Below are 15292 nucleotides of genomic sequence, written 5' to 3'. Positions count from 1 at the left end.
AATTGATTTGTAAAGGTTCAGTGGGCAGCAAAATATCTACATAGGAACTGGGGAATTGTTAAGTAAAATTTAGCGCATAAATATGGTAAGGAATTTCTATCTATATAAATAGCCCGGAACTCAAATGAACAATTAGAGTTCCGGGCAATATTTAAAGTTTATTTAGAGTCCCGGAACAGGGAAGGACGAGCAGAAAGATTCAATCTCGCTCTTGGTCTGTTTCGCCAAATTCAGATCTTCTGGGTTTTTAAGGGTCTCAATCATCCAGCCCGCAAGTTTGACCATGTCGGCATCTTGCATGCCACGGGTTGTGGCGGCAGGGGTCCCGATTCTGATTCCACTTGGCTTAAGCGGTGGATTAGGATCATCAGGGATTATCTGCTTGTTGGTTGTTATTGATACTGAATCAAGAACTTCCTCTGCAAGTTTGCCGTCAATTCCATAACTTTTTTCGGTATCCACAACCATCATGTGGTTATCAGTTCCACCGGTAACAAGGTGTGCTCCAGCCTTAGTTAATTCTGTTGCAAGAGTTTTAGCGTTACTGAGAACTTGAAGCCCGTATTTGTGAAAATCTTGTTCTGCGGCCTTTTTCAGAGTGATGGCTATGCCCGCAATGGTGTTCATGTGCGGTCCGCCTTGGAGGCCGGGGAATACCGCTTTGTCGATTCGGGCAGCATATTCTTTTTTACATAGAATGATTCCGCCGCGTGGACCTCGCAAGGATTTATGTGAAGTGGTCGTTACAATATCGAATCCGTAATCAAACGGATTGCGCATAACATTTCCAGCTACCAGACCTCCGTAATGCGAAGCGTCAGTCATTGTTATGGCACCAACTTCGTCGGCAATTTTTTTGAAAGCAGTATAGTCGAGGTCGCGAGGATAGGAAGTGTATCCACAAAGAATCATCTTAGGCTTATGTTCGAGCGCGGTTTTGCGGAGATCATCAAAGTCTATAGAACCATCAACAGGGTTTGTTTTATAGCGGATGAAGTTGAATAGTTTACCCATAAATGAGACTGGTGCGCCGTGCGTCAGGTGCCCGCCATGGGAAAGATCCATTGCCAGGATAGTATCGCCTGGTTCTAGTAAGCCGAGGTATACAGCCTGATTCATGGGAGACCCAGAAAGGGGCTGTACATTTGCGTGCTCGCAACGAAAAACATCTTTTGCACGTTCTCTGGCAATTTCTTCGATGGTGTCAGTGAATTTCTGACCTCCGTAGTAACGTCTACCGGGATAACCTTCGGAATATTTGTTGGTAAACACGCTACCTAATGTACAGAGGACTTCAGGATAGGTATAGTTCTCGGATGGGATAAGTTCGATGCCGGCTTGTTGCCGACGCTCTTCACCCTCTAGGGCTGCAAAAATGTCTGAGTCTGATTTTTGGAGAAGATCGCGATAAGAATTCATGGGCACTCCTTTGTTTGTTCCCTCGTTAAAGGAAAAGGATGCACGTCTTGTGACGTGGCCCAGGCGAGCGGCAAAAACTAGTTCCGTGTTTCCTCGTGGTTTATTCCACTTAAGATCGCCAGTTGCACGGAGTATGTATAAATAGCAGGCCTAAAAAGTAGCAACAGAATTAAACTCTGTAAACTGATTTTTAAGCCTGCTAAAATTTATTAAACAGCGCCCAGTTTATATCTGATACGCAGAATGCCATCATCAAAACTGTGAGAAGCGATCTTGAATTCGCCAATTTCGCTGGTGTTCTCAACGTGTTCACCGATGCAAGGACATGTGTCGAAATCACCAATTTGGATGATTTTAACAGTCTCTGCGTCTTCTGGAAGTTTTTCCAGATTAAATAGCTCTTCTGCTTCTTCAGTCAGCATAAGATCGTCGGTTATTGGAAGGTTAGCTGAAATAGCCGCGTTTACGGTCATCTCGATTTCAGCTGCTTCTTCGTCAGTCATGCCGCGCTTGTACTTGTAGTCGCACTTAGATTTTTTCTTGTTGATGTGCGCACTGAAACAACGACCACATTTAAATTTGCGATCCATTGCTGAATTTAACATATGCTCTGCTGTATGCATTCTAATAAGGGGATCTTTGCCCATGATAAAATCCTTTTGTTGTGAAATAAATATGTTGCAGATTTAGTGAAAACTAACTGCGGGATTTCCATTCTTTCATTTCTTCATTAATAAAATAATCAATCATTAATTTGTATATTTCGCCTATTAATTCAGGAGAAGCTCCATGTTTGGTCGCTAATTCCTTTTTAGAATTAATAACTTTTTGAACGCGGGCTGAATCTCTGACAGCTTTTTCATCTGCCTTAAACTTAGCAGCTTCATGTACATATTCTGAACGGTGCGCAATTAACTCAATAATTTTGGTATCAAGGCTGTCAATTGCCGTCCTAATTTCCGTCATATCTGCACAGTCTTTTGCGTCTTTCATTATTTTCATCCGCCGTTTCGTCGTGAAACTGTCATGAATCGGGTATAAAACCAACTAAAAAAGGCTTAACTAAAAAGTTAAGCCTTTCCGAAAAGCGCAATTGTCCGATATTAAAAAACTTTTAATCTAATACAATTAACAAAACACTCACCGCAATTCTAACCACTCAAAGCCAATTAACAGCTAATCAGTAGTAAGCTTCCTAATGTCCGCGTCTTTCAGCTTGCGCGTGTAGCTACGTAAAGTCTCGTATCCGTCTTTACCTACTATTATGCGTGTTTCGGATAGCGCTTTAATGTGGACCTCTTGTCCAATTTGTTTTTGTACCAACTGGGAAACTGTTTTGACCTCATCCGGGGCAACTGTTCTGGGTCCTATCACTACTGCTACTACTTCCCATTTTCCATCGCTATCCATAATTGCATCTACATCCTGAGCAAAGAAAGATCCCAGCGAGTCAAATCCTTCTTTTACGGAATTCTCAACTTCGGCTTGCAATGCCTGTTGTGCTGCGGACAAATCATGGTTGAAATGAGCTTTTTCAATTAAAATTTTTCCCTTTGAGCTAAGTCTGTTGATTTTACTTACATTCATTATAAATTTCATATTATCGAATCCGAATCTTTCTTGCATTGATTTTTCAACAGTTGCCACAACGCCGGGCATACTTGGCGCGGAGTTATCAATGAATACTTTGATTATGATTTCGCCATCTTTGCGAATCAATTCGGTACGCAGAAGATTTACGTATGGAAGATTCTGAATTTGTTCTCGGATGTCCTGCTCAACCGCGCGGATAATTCGTTGATCTAGGCTTTCATCTAGGTTGAAAAGTTCGCCGTTTAAATTCGTCGCAGCCAGAGATCTTGCATTACCTGTTGCGGAAACTTCCGATGTCAGCGAACAGCGCATTACTACTGTTGCATTTAGCCCAACATCCCTTGTCAGGTTATTTTGGAGCAGTAAAACTCTATTGGGATTGATTGGCCACGGCGTAGCTACGTGAATAACTATGCCTACGTCGCCATCTTTAACTTTGTGAGTTTCACTTATAAACATGGCGCCAGCCATACTGTCTAAAAGATGGGATATTTCGGTTTCAATTGCTTTAGTTATCCTGCGGTCACGGTCGAAGTGAAATAGGGCCTGTGTGAGAATAACTACAACTATGATCAGGCCGACTATTGCAAGAGAGAAACGTCTTAGGAAATTCCATTTCGAGCCGATTTCTTTTTTTGTAACAAAGCCTGCAGCGAGGAAAATAGATGTTGCGACAGCTAGAATCGTAAGGAAGTTCGCGGAAAAAAGAAGGAAGGCTCCCCATGCGCCTGCATATGCTCCAAAAGCGATGCATAAGCCGATAGTCGCAAGCGGCGGGGTTAAAGCTGTCGCCATGGCAATTCCGGGAAGAACAGGGCTAATGCGCTCATCTATCATGGCTAAACAGCCCGCAAGGCCCGCAAAAGCGGCTACCAGCAAATCTAGCAGTGTTGGCGATGTTCGCGCTATAATTTCCGGGGTAACGTGAAAAGAGAAAGGGAGAAGCCCGAGCAGCCCGGAAACACCAATTGCTAATACAGCTCCGCCAATTCCCGATAAGAGAGCTGCGCGGAGTAATTTTACATTACCCCTGCTCAGGCCAAGAGATATTCCGAAAATAGGAGTCATCAGAGGTGAAATCAACATTGCCCCGATGACGACTGATGAACTGTTGAGTATCAAACCTATACTTGCGAGAATCGCGGAAATCCCCATCAGTACATAGTAAAGCATTCTGGGGGCAGAGCCTTGAATTATGTCATCACGGACTGTTGCCCGTCGCTTTTCTGATACGACAAAAAATTTTTTTACCGACGTTAATACGTAGTTGATTCCCTCTTTTATAAACTTGATCATCTTTTCCCCGTATGATTTCGACTTGTACTTAAATTTTTGCTTATATTTTAATCATAGCAATGGATTAGAACCGTGTCACGTCCCTTTTTAGTTTGTTTCACTATTACTTTTTAAAAAAAGTAGTAAGCGCGGTGCTGAGCTCTTTTAGCAAAGGAGTATCTAAACTCCAAGATTGCCAATATAAAGGAACAGACACCCGCACTTCAGGGATAAGCTCAACGATTTTACCGGAATCGATCTTTTTTCGCACTTGATTTTCTGGAATCATGCCATATGCAAATCCGCGCTGGATGACCTCTACAAATGATTCTGATGACGGTACATAAAAGATAGGGTGCGCTATTGGCTTTTCTGGAAAGGCTACCGCTAACATTTGGCCCTGAGTTTCATCCTTGCGGTTGAACATCGCCGCTGGAGCTTTCGTAACATTATCTATGGTAAAGCCATCCTTAAACCATTTATTTTTAAACTCAGGAGTGCAAACGCATAGGTAATCTATGGTTGCAAGGTATTCTCTATTGCAACTTTTTAGCTTTTTAGAGTCCGTACCAATGCATCCGGCAACCTCACCGCGCTTAAGAAGCTCATGTGTCTGGTTTTCATCGTCCACATAAATATCAAGAAGCACACGGTTTTTGTGCAAAAAATCATCCAACGCATCAAGTAGCCATGTCGCCAGACTATCCGCATTTACCCCGAGCGGTATCACTATAAAATCATCTGGCTTGTTAAGGCCAGTGTCTTCCGCAAGCTCATACTCCATGAGTCTGACTTTTCGTAGATGTTTGATAAGTTTGCGACCAGCTTTAGTCGGCTCAGGAGGTACAGAACGGACTACTAGGACCTGACCGATTTGTTCCTCTAAGTTTTTAATGCGTTGGGATATCGCCGATTGGGTGAGATTCAGCTTTGCAGAGGCTTTGTCGAATCCTCCTTCCTCAATCACTGCCGTAAGGGCTTCTAAAAATTTATAATCTAGCATGAGGCAATCATAAGCAAAATTAATAATAAATCAAAATATTTAATTTTACTAATTTTAATTGACTGCCTATGGTCGCATCAACTTAAACAACGGAGAAAATAAATGTCGATGATGTTACCATATTTGCAGGGGTTTGGAACTGGAGGAGGGTTGATTGTAGCCATTGGAGCGCAGAATGCTTTTGTGCTTACTCAAAGTATAAAAAAGAATCACCACTTGAAGGTCTGTCTGGTATGCGCATTGTGTGATGCTGTGTTAATTTCGCTCGGCGTGTTTGGGACAGGAGATCTTGTCGCATCTAATCCTATGCTTCTTAAGCCTGCTGCATGGGGCGGGGCGCTATTTCTTGCGTGGTATGGTTTTGGTTCGTTTAGGTCCGCGATAAAAGGTGGCAAGCTCGAAACGGAGGAAGCCACGACCACAGGTGTTCGCTCTATCATTATGCTTACTCTCGCTATCACTTTACTGAATCCGCACGTATATTTAGATACGATAGTAATGCTTGGATCTATCAGCGGACAATATTCTGGAGACGCAAGGTATTTCTTTGGGTTTGGTGCTGTTAGTGCCTCATTTGTGTGGTTTTATACATTGGGGTTCGGAGGCCGTGCATTGGCTCCTCTCTTTAAAAAGCCGATAACTTGGCGCGTCTTGGATACACTTGTAGGCGTGACCATGTGGGTGATTGCTTTTAAACTTTATGAAAAAGCTATGAGTGTTTGATTATAGATAGTCGAAATAGCGATTCCCCCATTAATAAAAATAAGCTAAAAGGAAAAGAGTACTCACCTTATAGGTTTATTTTGACTTGTTAAATTGGCGCGATGGCTCGCCATGAACAATATCATTAACAATGACTGACTAAAAAGGAGCAATTTATGAAAAAGCACGTGTATAAAGTCGGCTTTTTTACAATTTTTCTTGTTACTTTACTTGTTTTTTCAGTGCAACCATCCTTTGCGGATGCATCTTCAAAAACAGCCCCATATCGGGTAGGGAAGTGGCTTCCTTCTGATCAGAAAGTCTTAACTGACTGGCGCGCGGATCTCATTGGGGAGACTGATGCCGCAGGTAAAGTTGTCTTGCTTCCTGTTATTCAGGAGTTCAAAGATATGATCGAGAGCGATCCTGAACTGTTCATGCTCTTTACTGAGATGTTTAATCAGGTTCCCCGCAAACCACCATATGATAAAGACCCCACAGGTAAACCACAGATTCGGGATTACAATCATATGCTGCAACTCATGAATACCATCATGACGCGCGCTCCTGAATTTAACAAAACAGGACTGGTAGGCTTTCCTCTAAATGCTATTTTAGACTGGCCGATGGGAACTCCTGCTGGAACTGTCGCTTTCATGAATGAGAAGGTGAATCGGCAGCTTAAGAAAATTTTGACTCAGTGGTCCGTATATCTCGGTTCAGCTGATTCTCGTTACGTTCTCAGCGATGACCCTGAAAATGGCTGGTTCGGGCGCGAAGCTAAAAAGGCAATGCCTGGTTTTGCAAAAGACTTTGTCTGCAATCCGAAGGAAAAATATTACGGTTTTGCTTCATGGGATGACTTTTTTACCAGAGTTTTTCGTGAAGGACGCCGTCCGGTAGCATCCCCTAAAGATGACAATGTCATCAGTAACTCATGTGAATCAGCACCATTCAGACTTGTTGAAAATGTTAAGCTACGTGATAAATTCTGGATCAAGGCGCAGCCTTATTCTCTTGCGCATATGCTGGGAGACGAGGAGCTTGCTAAGCAATTTGCCGGGGGTACTGTGTATCAGGCCTTCCTGAGCGCATTCAGCTATCACCGTTGGCATAGTCCTGTAAGCGGAAAGATTGTGAAGACTCAGATTATAGATGGTTCATACTACGCAGAAGCTCAGAGTATGGGATATGATCCTGCGGGTCCGAATGAATCTCAAGGGTATATTACGCAAGTTGCCGCTAGAGGATTGGTTCTTATAGAAGCTGACAATCCTGATATCGGCTTGATGGGTGTCATGTTTGTGGGAATGGCAGAAGTTTCATCTAATGAAATTACCGTTTACGAAGGACAGCATGTGAATAAGGGTGATCAGCTTGGTATGTTCCATTTTGGAGGGTCCACGCATACTCTTATTTTCCGGCCTGAAGTGAATCTTGAATTTGACTTGCATGGCCAGAAGCCAGGGCTTCATTCTAATAATATTCCAGTAAGATCAAGAATTGCTACGGTCAAAAAGACGAAGAAATAGTTTTGTTCAAAAATATCGATATAAAATGATGAAGAAATAATCCTGCTCACTAAAGCAATCTCTTTAGAAAAGGGGTTGCTTGGTGAGAGGGAAATCGTAAAACAAAAAAAAGGCTTAATCTTGCGATTAAGCCTTTTTAAATAAGTCTAAATGGTTGCGGGGGCAGGATTTGAACCTACGACCTTCGGGTTATGAGCCCGACGAGCTACCAAACTGCTCCACCCCGCGTCACTTGAGAATATAAATACACATTCTCGCATTTGCTGTCAACAGTAAATGTTAATGTTTGCAAATTATTTCGAATATTATCAAGGTCTTAATAAAAAATAGTTCAACTCATAAGTGAACCGGACCTTGTCTCGGGAGCTTTTCTGAAATCTCAGAGCAGCTAATTCTTCCCGAAAAAAAAGAACCTGTCAGACGACTAGGTTCATCGTAAAATCTTTGTGGTTGCGGGGGCAGGATTTGAACCTACGACCTTCGGGTTATGAGCCCGACGAGCTACCAAACTGCTCCACCCCGCGTCACTGAGAGCATGTCTACAGTCCAACGTGTAGGGTGTCAACGTAAAAAAAAACTATATTTGAAATAGATTCAAAATATAGCTTTTTTTAGAGGGGACTATTTAGTGCTGTTTGTTGTTAGAGCCTTACTGCTTATGACTTTTATTGGGAAAACTTCTGTTATGTAGATCGAAAAAAATGCAAATGACATTAATAAAATTATTAAACCGATAACTGAAGAATTTATTTTTAGGCCACCGGGGCCTATTTCAACTTCGCTTGCTGGAGCTTGTCCTGCCGGGCCGTGTTGCTCTCGATGTTTCATGTCGAAATCAAATTGCTTCCAAGCGAGAATAAAGCCGCCTGCAACGAGTAGGAGGACAATCCCAAATAAGGCGTAATTTAAGAAGTATTGCTGTTTTAGTACGTCGACTCGATGCTGAAGTTCTTCTGCACCTGTCTTATAGTGTGTTATTTTGAATTTAGAAAATTGTTCACCGACTGCAACGGCAGATTCGAACTTTTTTTGAAGCATTTTTTGTTGGTACTCTTCTGGAATATTGTCGGAAATTGCCACAGATGGAATGCAGATAGTAGCAAATAAGATGAATGTTAAAAGGACTGATGTTTTCATAATAATACTCCCTGCACGGTTATTTATTTTTGTATTTATTATAAATGTCTCTAATGAGATTACTTATGTATGCTTTACTGCAGTAGTCTTTTTCAGAGTACGTTTTGTCATTAACCAATTCTTCTAGTGGTTCAGTTTCCTTCATTATCCATTCTGGAACATAACATTGATGGTTTTTTGGGGGGGTCCAATATGGTGAGAATGTTGATTCATTAATGTTAATTGGTCCTCTTTCAGCAATATCTGATTTAGGGTAAGGGCTAGCAACATATACATCCTTAGATGCAGCCGGTGATGCAAAGACTAGGGGACTAAATAATAGTATTAAAAAAATAATTTTCGTAACTTTCATAACAATCACCTTTTGATATGTGTATGGTGTCATTGTTGGTTATAATTAAAATAAATAGATGAATATGTAAAGTTTTTATTTACTAATAAGTGTATATGTATATTGGTGGATATTAACTAATTAATTGGCATGAATAGTGGGATGATCTTCAACTGATGAAGGCGCAATAGACCAAAAAAAAGGCTTAATCTTGCGATTAAGCCTTTTTTAAAAATCTTTGTGGTTGCGGGGGCAGGATTTGAACCTACGACCTTCGGGTTATGAGCCCGACGAGCTACCAAACTGCTCCACCCCGCGTCACTGAGAGCATGTCTACAGTTCGACCCATTCCTTGTCAACAGCTATTTACAAAATTACTAATATTTCTTATCTCATCTCTCGATATGACAAAAAACTACGACCTATCTCTCGTAATACCTGTTTATAATGAGCAGGATAATTTACGAAAACTGATGCAGGAAATTGATTCGGCCTTAGAGCCGCTTAATATTTCATATGAAGTTGTGTTTGTGGATGATGGCAGCAAGGACGCAAGTTTGGCTGTTTTAAATGAAATTTCGACAGCCTACGAAGCTGCCAGATATATTTCATTTGCTGAAAACAGAGGACAGTCCGCCGCCTTTTGCGCAGGTTTTGATGAAGCCCGTGCTCCGCGAGTTGCCACAATGGATGCTGATCTACAAAATGATCCCGCAGATCTTCCGGCTATGTTCTCCCTTTATAACGAAGGATATAAGATGGTTATCGGATGGCGTGGTAAGCGCAAAGATGTGTGGATCAAAAGAGTTGGCTCCAAATTCGCTAATGCCGTAAGAAATAAACTTACAAAAGAATCTGTTAAAGATACCGGCTGTTCTTTAAAAATTATGGACACTGAAACTGTCCGCGCAATTCCGCGCTTTAACGGAATGCACCGTTTTCTGCCGACTCTTATGAAGATGCAGGGCGCCACCGTTGCGGAAACTAAGGTGAATCACCGCGAACGCCATGAGGGTGAATCCAAGTACGGAACACTTGATAGGGCAATCGCTGGCGGTCTTGACCTTCTCGGCGTATGTTGGTTGCAGAACCGTCATTTTTCCTACTCAGTTAAAGAGCGCAGCAGCGAAAAAGATAATTCATGACATCCGAGAGAAGTGATAAAAAAGTAAGCATCAAAGCTCTTATAAAAGGGCTGACAATGCTAGGGGTGCTTGCTTTATCTGTTTATCTGGTAAGATATGCGGGGCTATCAGATGCTCTGGATACCAAGTGGATAGATGACCACGTCACCTCACGCGGAATGACGGGAGTAATGCTATATATAGGTATTGCTGCGTTCTTTTCTGCTATCGGTTTTCCGCGTCAGCTTATCTGCTTTATGGGTGGATACGCGTACGGTTTCGCTTTGGGAGCACTGCTTGGAACCATAGGCACAGGGCTTGGTTGTGCATTTGCATTTACCTATGCACGGCTGGTTGGGCGCTCGTTTATTCAAAGCAAATTTGGCGCTCGTATCCAGAAAGTGGATGATTTTTTAAGTCGAAGCCCATTTAATATGGCGCTCACAATCCGCTTTTTCCCGCTGGGAAGTAATGTTATAACAAACCTTCTTGCCGGAGTGACCAGCATTCCCGCGATACCTTTTATTCTTGGCTCCACAATTGGATACCTGCCGCAGAATATAGTCTTCGCACTCTTCGGAAGTGGAGTGAATGTCTCATCAACCATGCAGATGGTCATGGCAGTTATTCTGTTTGTATTGTCGACTTTGTTAGGTTTTAAAATCTACCAAAAGTATCGCAATCAAGCTGAAGCTGTTGTTGAGTAAGTTAGATAGTTTTAATAAGAAAAGCCCTGTCAGAATTTTCTGGCAGGGCTTTGTTTTTTGGCTGAAGCTTTGAAGTAAAGTTATAGTCTCAGTTTTTCGGGAAGTTTGTCTTTTATTATATTTTCCCAGATTATCCATACTGAGATAGCTACACATGCTCCCATGGCCCAGCCTGCGCATACATCGGTAGGGAAGTGCTTTCCTAAGTATAATCTTGAATATCCTACTGATAAAGGTAGAAAAAGCATCCACGGGCGAAGTTTGCGAAAAAAGAACATGCACATCAGTGCAAAGGCCATTGAGTTAGATGCGTGAGCGGATGGGTATGAGTTGCCTCTTTCTTTTAATGGCTTAAAGTCGAGCGGTCTGCGTTGCCACTGACCATCCTCACGAAAATATGTGAGTGGCAGTGAATTCAGAGGACGAACTCTGCCTATAGATTTTTTTATTAACCCTGTTGAGAAATCAGCAATTCCCATAGATGCGATGATGACCAGCATCACTATAAGTATTTTCGGACCTTTTTTGTAAACGCCGAATGCTGTAGCTATAAGTATGATTACCCATAGCAGAGCGGCAGAAGAAACCAGCGGCATTACTTGATCTAACCAGTGTTTTCTGAATATCTGGTTGGCAAGTATGAAGAATTGCATATCAAAAGTTTGCGTTAAAAAACCCACTTATTTCTCCTGATTAACCGTTTATCTTGGCAAGTGGCCTATTTCCGATTAACATTCCGCGCGATAGCGTAATGATATTTGTCTTTAAGATTGGCAAATATCAGTATAAGCGATAGCTCGCAAGGGACGCTTTGTTCGTATAATAAATTATTTGTCATCATAAAAACAGAATTATTACATACCGTTTCTCTAAAATATAATATGAATAAAATAGCTATCATTCTACCGCGCTTCAGCCGATATGGCGGAGTTGAGCGATTTGGATATAATCTTAGTCAGGTTTTGGCTGAGCAAGGTTATGCTGTAGATTTTATCTGTTCGCGCGCAGAAGAAGATCCTGCGCACGGCGTAAATGTAATCAAGGTCGGGCGTTATGGTCTTTGCCGTGCGGGGAAGTTGCTATGGTTTGTTCTTGCTGCAGAAAGAGTGCGTAAAAATGGTAATTACGATTTATGCATAAGCCTCGGTAAATCGCTTAATCAAGATATCTTGCGCATAGGGGGCGGGCCTCTTGAATCATATTGGAAGCTTTCATGCAGAGCATGGGCCGAAGGATTTACGCGCAAATTCAAAATGTTTCGCAGACGTACTGCACTGGTTAACCTGCTTATCAAATATATTGAAAAGGCTCAGGTTGCCTCAGGTTGTCGCATGGTCTGCGTTTCGCACCATGTTAAGGAATGGATGATTGAGTCGCACCCTGCCATGGGTGAGCGGGAAATAGAGGTGGTTTACAATAAGCCGGACCTTTCTCTTTTCGCCAAACCGAGCGTAGAGCAGAGAATTGAAAGCCGGGCCGAATTTTCTTTGTCCGATACTGATATAGTAATATCTACAGCCACAACGAATTTTGCGCTGAAAGGCGTCTCAAGTCTGATCAAAGCCGTAGCGCAGTTGCCTGATAATTATCATCTGCATGTTGCGGGCGGGCGTAATTCCGCAAAGTATGAAGCGCTGGCCGCAGAATTAGGTGTGGCAAAACGTGTAAAATTTCTGGGCAAGGTGACGAACATGCCTAAATTTTACGGCAATTCAGATGTATTTGTTCTGGCTTCATACTATGATGCGTGCTCAAATTCTGTTTTAGAAGCACTAGCTTGCGGTTTACCCGTGTTGAGTTCCCGCGATAATGGTAGCAGCTATTTTCTTCCAGAGAACAGAGTTTTCGATGATCCCTCAGATTATATGAAACTAAAAGATATGATCAAAACAGCGGTGAATCAAAAAGACCAAACCAAATTTGAATGGGACGATAATATCCCCTGCGGAATAGAGCCATATTTGAAAATGGTAAAAGAAATGCTAGCTAAATAATTATCTTGTCATAAAAAAATAAAAAACTCTCCAAAACAATTCGCTCCCCACAAAAAGACAGTAAAATAACTTTCACCCAAAAAAGACTCCTCTCCCTTTAAATGGGAGTCCAGAGGGCCGCGGGCCTTCTGGTCCAGCCGAAGGCGAAATTATCTATTCTTAAAGCCCGCAGGGCAATCAAAAAAAGACTTAGAAGGTTAACCCTCTAAGTCTTTTGATACTGATTTGACCATAACTCAGTAGCCGTAGTGCTTCTGAATTTCAGCGCATAGAGATTTAGCCCAAGGGGCCTTCAAAAACCATTTCTACAACTGATTCCAGAGCATCGCCATTGTAAGACGGGACGTTGACAATAGTGATAATGCCGTCCGGGACATCCATGGTCAGGTGGTTAAGCTTAATTTTTTTGTCTGCAAAGTCTTGGTAAAGTTTTTTCAAAATGACCATGGTTTCTGGCTTGTGACAGCTGTGCATGTTTGAACCAATTGCCAGTCCGGGAATTTTTAATTCGTCGAAAAGATCAAATGCTCGCTTATTTGCATACGTCACATTGAAGTCAGGGTCAGAGATAACCACCGCAGTATTCAGATTATCCCAAACTTGATTATCAGAACTCATTTCATTTCTCCTTGCATACAGGTTAATAAAGTAGTCGCCTAAACAAATGCCCCTTTTTACATCTCCTATTAAATTTATGTCCTTTTGTAATTCTGGAATTAAACAGGGTTAATGTAATAATGTAAAGTGTTCTCAAATTTGAGGCGTGTCTTTATAACATGTTCTTTGATTTTGTAAGAAGTTCGTTTCAGCTAGATGAACTCAAAAAAAAGCCCCTCAAAAGTTAATTTGAGGGGCTTTTAAATAAGCATATGTAAGTTTTGAAATTGCTACCAAGTGCTGCGAGTTTTTACGCCCTTGGAAGCCATGTGCTCTTTCAATTCGGGGATGGTGTATTCTCCGTAATGCACTATGGAAGCGATAAGGGCGGCTGTTGCGCGACCTTCAGTTACTGCTTCTACCATGTGATCTGGGTGACCGGCTCCGCCGGAAGCGATAACTGGTACGGTTACGCTTGTAGCAATTAGCTTAGTCAGCTCAAGATCGTATCCATCCTTGGTACCGTCGGCGTCGATGGAGTTCAAGCAGATTTCGCCAGCTCCGAGAGATTCGCATGTTTTAGCCCATTCCAGAGCGTCGATCCCCATGAATTTGCGTCCACCGTTGATTACAACTTCGAATCCGGATGGAATCTGTTCGGATTTATCTACGCGTTTAACGTCCATTCCGAGTACGATACACTGTGAACCGAAAGCCGCAGCTCCCTGACTGATGATGTCGGGATTTTTAACAGCGCCTGAGTTCACGGATACTTTTTCTGCTCCTGCCATTAGTACCGCGCGCATATCTTCGACAGAGTTAATTCCTCCGCCTACAGAAAATGGGATGAATATTTCAGATGCGACACGTTCAACTACATCAAGAAATATTCCGCGTCCTTCGGACGATGCTGTGATGTCGTAAAAAACAATTTCGTCAGCACCTTGTTCGTAATAGCGTTTTGCTGTTTCGACCGGATCGCCGATATCAACGTTATTTTCGAACTTAACACCTTTGGTGAGGACTCCGTTGCGTACATCAAGACATGGTATGACTCGTTTGCTAAGCATCTTTGACCTCTTTGCAGTAATTGTAAAAATTGGAAATCATCTTTAGACCCGGGGTTCCGCTCTTTTCAGGGTGGAACTGAACAGCCCAAAGTCCTTCGCGTCCGTGCATAGAGCAGAAAGGCCGCCCATATGTGGTCTCACCGATAATGAACTGTTCTTCGGGAGCAGGGTAGTAGCTGTGTACGAAGTAGAAATATGCTTCTGGATCGATATCTTTAAAAAGAACACAGTCCTGTTTAAGATCAATCTGATTCCATCCCATGTGTGGGACGCGGATAGGAATTCCTTCGTAATCAACCCATGAAGGATTGAAAAGTCTGCATTCTCCAGGAATAACAGAGAGAGCTTTGGTGTCGTTTTCTTCGCTGTAATCAAGAAGAATCTGACAACCTACACAGATGCCTAGTAGAGGCTTTTTCTGTGCAACTAAATCTTTTAAAAGATCATCAAGACCGCCGGAAGTAAGTTCATCCATTGCCTGGCCGGCTGCACCGACACCGGGAAAAATTATACCGGTAGCTTTGGAGAGTTCTTCGGGATCAGAAGTAATTACGTTAGGAATGTTTAATTTATTCAGCGCGCGCTGAACACTGGTTTGATTTCCAGCCTTATAGTCAAGAATGGCCAGCATGAGATGGACTCCCTTATGTTTAATGTCTCTTTTGGTCCGCTAAAAAAAATGCAATCAAACGGCCTGATTGTGAAAGCGTACAAAAGGGATAATACAGTTCTGTCTTATATAAGGGGCTAGTAAAAAAAACGAAGGAAAACAAGAGAAAAAGGGGAATAATAAATTTTTATTGATGAA

The 15292-nt window shown here is 42.2% G+C and carries 16 protein-coding genes, 3 tRNA genes and 1 riboswitch; of the genes, 5 read left to right on the top strand and 14 right to left on the bottom strand.

Annotated features, from left to right (window positions below; all coding sequences use genetic code 11):
• Positions 1–162: 162 nt before the first annotated feature.
• The 5 genes from BR06_RS0101075 to BR06_RS0101055 all read right to left on the bottom strand — a co-directional run bounded on the left by BR06_RS0101075 (position 163) and on the right by BR06_RS0101055 (position 5290).
• Entirely contained in the window at positions 163–1419 is a 1257-nt protein-coding gene (locus BR06_RS0101075; RefSeq protein ID WP_031479264.1) for a serine hydroxymethyltransferase, read from the bottom strand.
• Between the two features lie 50 nt (positions 1420–1469).
• Positions 1470–1555, bottom strand: a riboswitch (ZMP/ZTP riboswitch).
• Positions 1556–1628: 73 nt separating this feature from the next.
• Positions 1629–2066 (bottom strand): alanyl-tRNA editing protein, encoded by a 438-nt coding sequence (locus tag BR06_RS0101070; RefSeq protein ID WP_031479262.1) that lies wholly within the window; start codon positions 2064–2066, stop codon positions 1629–1631.
• Between the two features lie 49 nt (positions 2067–2115).
• Complete coding sequence (locus tag BR06_RS0101065) at positions 2116–2412, bottom strand: chorismate mutase (RefSeq protein ID WP_031479260.1); 297 nt, start codon at positions 2410–2412, stop codon at positions 2116–2118.
• Between the two features lie 183 nt (positions 2413–2595).
• Complete coding sequence (locus BR06_RS19505) at positions 2596–4308, bottom strand: DUF389 domain-containing protein (RefSeq protein ID WP_051676854.1); 1713 nt, start codon at positions 4306–4308, stop codon at positions 2596–2598.
• Positions 4309–4411: 103 nt separating this feature from the next.
• Positions 4412–5290 (bottom strand): LysR family transcriptional regulator ArgP, encoded by an 879-nt coding sequence (locus BR06_RS0101055; RefSeq protein ID WP_031479256.1) that lies wholly within the window; start codon positions 5288–5290, stop codon positions 4412–4414.
• Positions 5291–5392: 102 nt separating this feature from the next.
• Here BR06_RS0101055 and BR06_RS0101050 point away from each other — a divergent pair, with 102 nt between their 5' ends.
• Complete coding sequence (locus BR06_RS0101050) at positions 5393–6013, top strand: LysE/ArgO family amino acid transporter (RefSeq protein WP_031479254.1); 621 nt, start codon at positions 5393–5395, stop codon at positions 6011–6013.
• Between the two features lie 155 nt (positions 6014–6168).
• Positions 6169–7524 carry a phosphatidylserine decarboxylase family protein gene (locus BR06_RS0101045; RefSeq protein ID WP_031479252.1) on the top strand — a complete coding sequence of 452 codons (1356 nt, stop codon included), beginning with the start codon at positions 6169–6171 and terminating at the stop codon, positions 7522–7524.
• 151 nt (positions 7525–7675) lie between these two features.
• On the opposite strand, the gene BR06_RS0101040 is transcribed toward BR06_RS0101045, so the two are convergent.
• From BR06_RS0101040 to BR06_RS0101020, 5 genes are all read right to left on the bottom strand, one after another.
• Positions 7676–7752, bottom strand: a tRNA-Met gene (locus tag BR06_RS0101040).
• 219 nt (positions 7753–7971) lie between these two features.
• A tRNA-Met gene (locus BR06_RS0101035) sits at positions 7972–8048 on the bottom strand.
• Positions 8049–8145: 97 nt separating this feature from the next.
• Positions 8146–8661, bottom strand: a complete 516-nt coding sequence (locus tag BR06_RS0101030; protein WP_031479251.1) for a hypothetical protein — start codon at positions 8659–8661, stop codon at positions 8146–8148.
• A 19-nt stretch (positions 8662–8680) separates the two neighbouring features.
• The gene (locus BR06_RS0101025) at positions 8681–9013 is read right to left on the bottom strand and encodes a hypothetical protein (protein ID WP_031479249.1); all 333 of its coding nucleotides are present in this window, start codon (positions 9011–9013) and stop codon (positions 8681–8683) included.
• Positions 9014–9233: 220 nt separating this feature from the next.
• A tRNA-Met gene (locus BR06_RS0101020) sits at positions 9234–9310 on the bottom strand.
• A gap of 86 nt (positions 9311–9396) precedes the next feature.
• On the opposite strand from BR06_RS0101020, the gene BR06_RS0101015 reads away from it, so the two are divergent.
• Both BR06_RS0101015 and BR06_RS0101010 read left to right on the top strand, forming a co-directional pair.
• Positions 9397–10137 (top strand): glycosyltransferase family 2 protein, encoded by a 741-nt coding sequence (locus BR06_RS0101015; protein ID WP_031479247.1) that lies wholly within the window; start codon positions 9397–9399, stop codon positions 10135–10137.
• Complete coding sequence (locus BR06_RS0101010; RefSeq protein WP_031479245.1) at positions 10134–10823, top strand: TVP38/TMEM64 family protein; 690 nt, start codon at positions 10134–10136, stop codon at positions 10821–10823. The genes BR06_RS0101015 and BR06_RS0101010 overlap by 4 nt, the downstream gene beginning before the upstream one ends.
• An 80-nt stretch (positions 10824–10903) precedes the next feature.
• On the opposite strand, the gene BR06_RS0101005 is transcribed toward BR06_RS0101010, so the two are convergent.
• The gene (locus BR06_RS0101005; RefSeq protein WP_031479243.1) at positions 10904–11503 is read right to left on the bottom strand and encodes a phosphatase PAP2 family protein; all 600 of its coding nucleotides are present in this window, start codon (positions 11501–11503) and stop codon (positions 10904–10906) included.
• 201 nt (positions 11504–11704) lie between these two features.
• Between BR06_RS0101005 and BR06_RS0101000 the strand changes: the two genes are divergently transcribed.
• Positions 11705–12817, top strand: a complete 1113-nt coding sequence (locus tag BR06_RS0101000; protein ID WP_031479241.1) for a glycosyltransferase family 4 protein — start codon at positions 11705–11707, stop codon at positions 12815–12817.
• A 276-nt stretch (positions 12818–13093) separates the two neighbouring features.
• Here BR06_RS0101000 and BR06_RS0100995 read toward each other — a convergent pair whose 3' ends face one another.
• The 3 genes from BR06_RS0100995 to hisH all read right to left on the bottom strand — a co-directional run bounded on the left by BR06_RS0100995 (position 13094) and on the right by hisH (position 15115).
• Positions 13094–13435, bottom strand: a complete 342-nt coding sequence (locus tag BR06_RS0100995; RefSeq protein WP_031479239.1) for a PAS domain-containing protein — start codon at positions 13433–13435, stop codon at positions 13094–13096.
• Positions 13436–13704: 269 nt separating this feature from the next.
• On the bottom strand, positions 13705–14484 hold the full coding sequence (gene hisF / locus BR06_RS0100990) for an imidazole glycerol phosphate synthase subunit HisF (RefSeq protein ID WP_031479237.1): 780 nt from the start codon (positions 14482–14484) through the stop codon (positions 13705–13707).
• Positions 14477–15115 carry an imidazole glycerol phosphate synthase subunit HisH gene (gene hisH, locus BR06_RS0100985; RefSeq protein ID WP_031479235.1) on the bottom strand — a complete coding sequence of 213 codons (639 nt, stop codon included), beginning with the start codon at positions 15113–15115 and terminating at the stop codon, positions 14477–14479. Before hisH ends, hisF begins: the two co-directional genes overlap by 8 nt.
• Positions 15116–15292 lie beyond the last annotated feature (177 nt).

This window comes from Maridesulfovibrio frigidus DSM 17176 (genome assembly GCF_000711735.1).
Classification (GTDB): domain Bacteria; phylum Desulfobacterota; class Desulfovibrionia; order Desulfovibrionales; family Desulfovibrionaceae; genus Maridesulfovibrio; species Maridesulfovibrio frigidus.
This window is presented reverse-complemented; position numbering and strand designations above follow the sequence as displayed.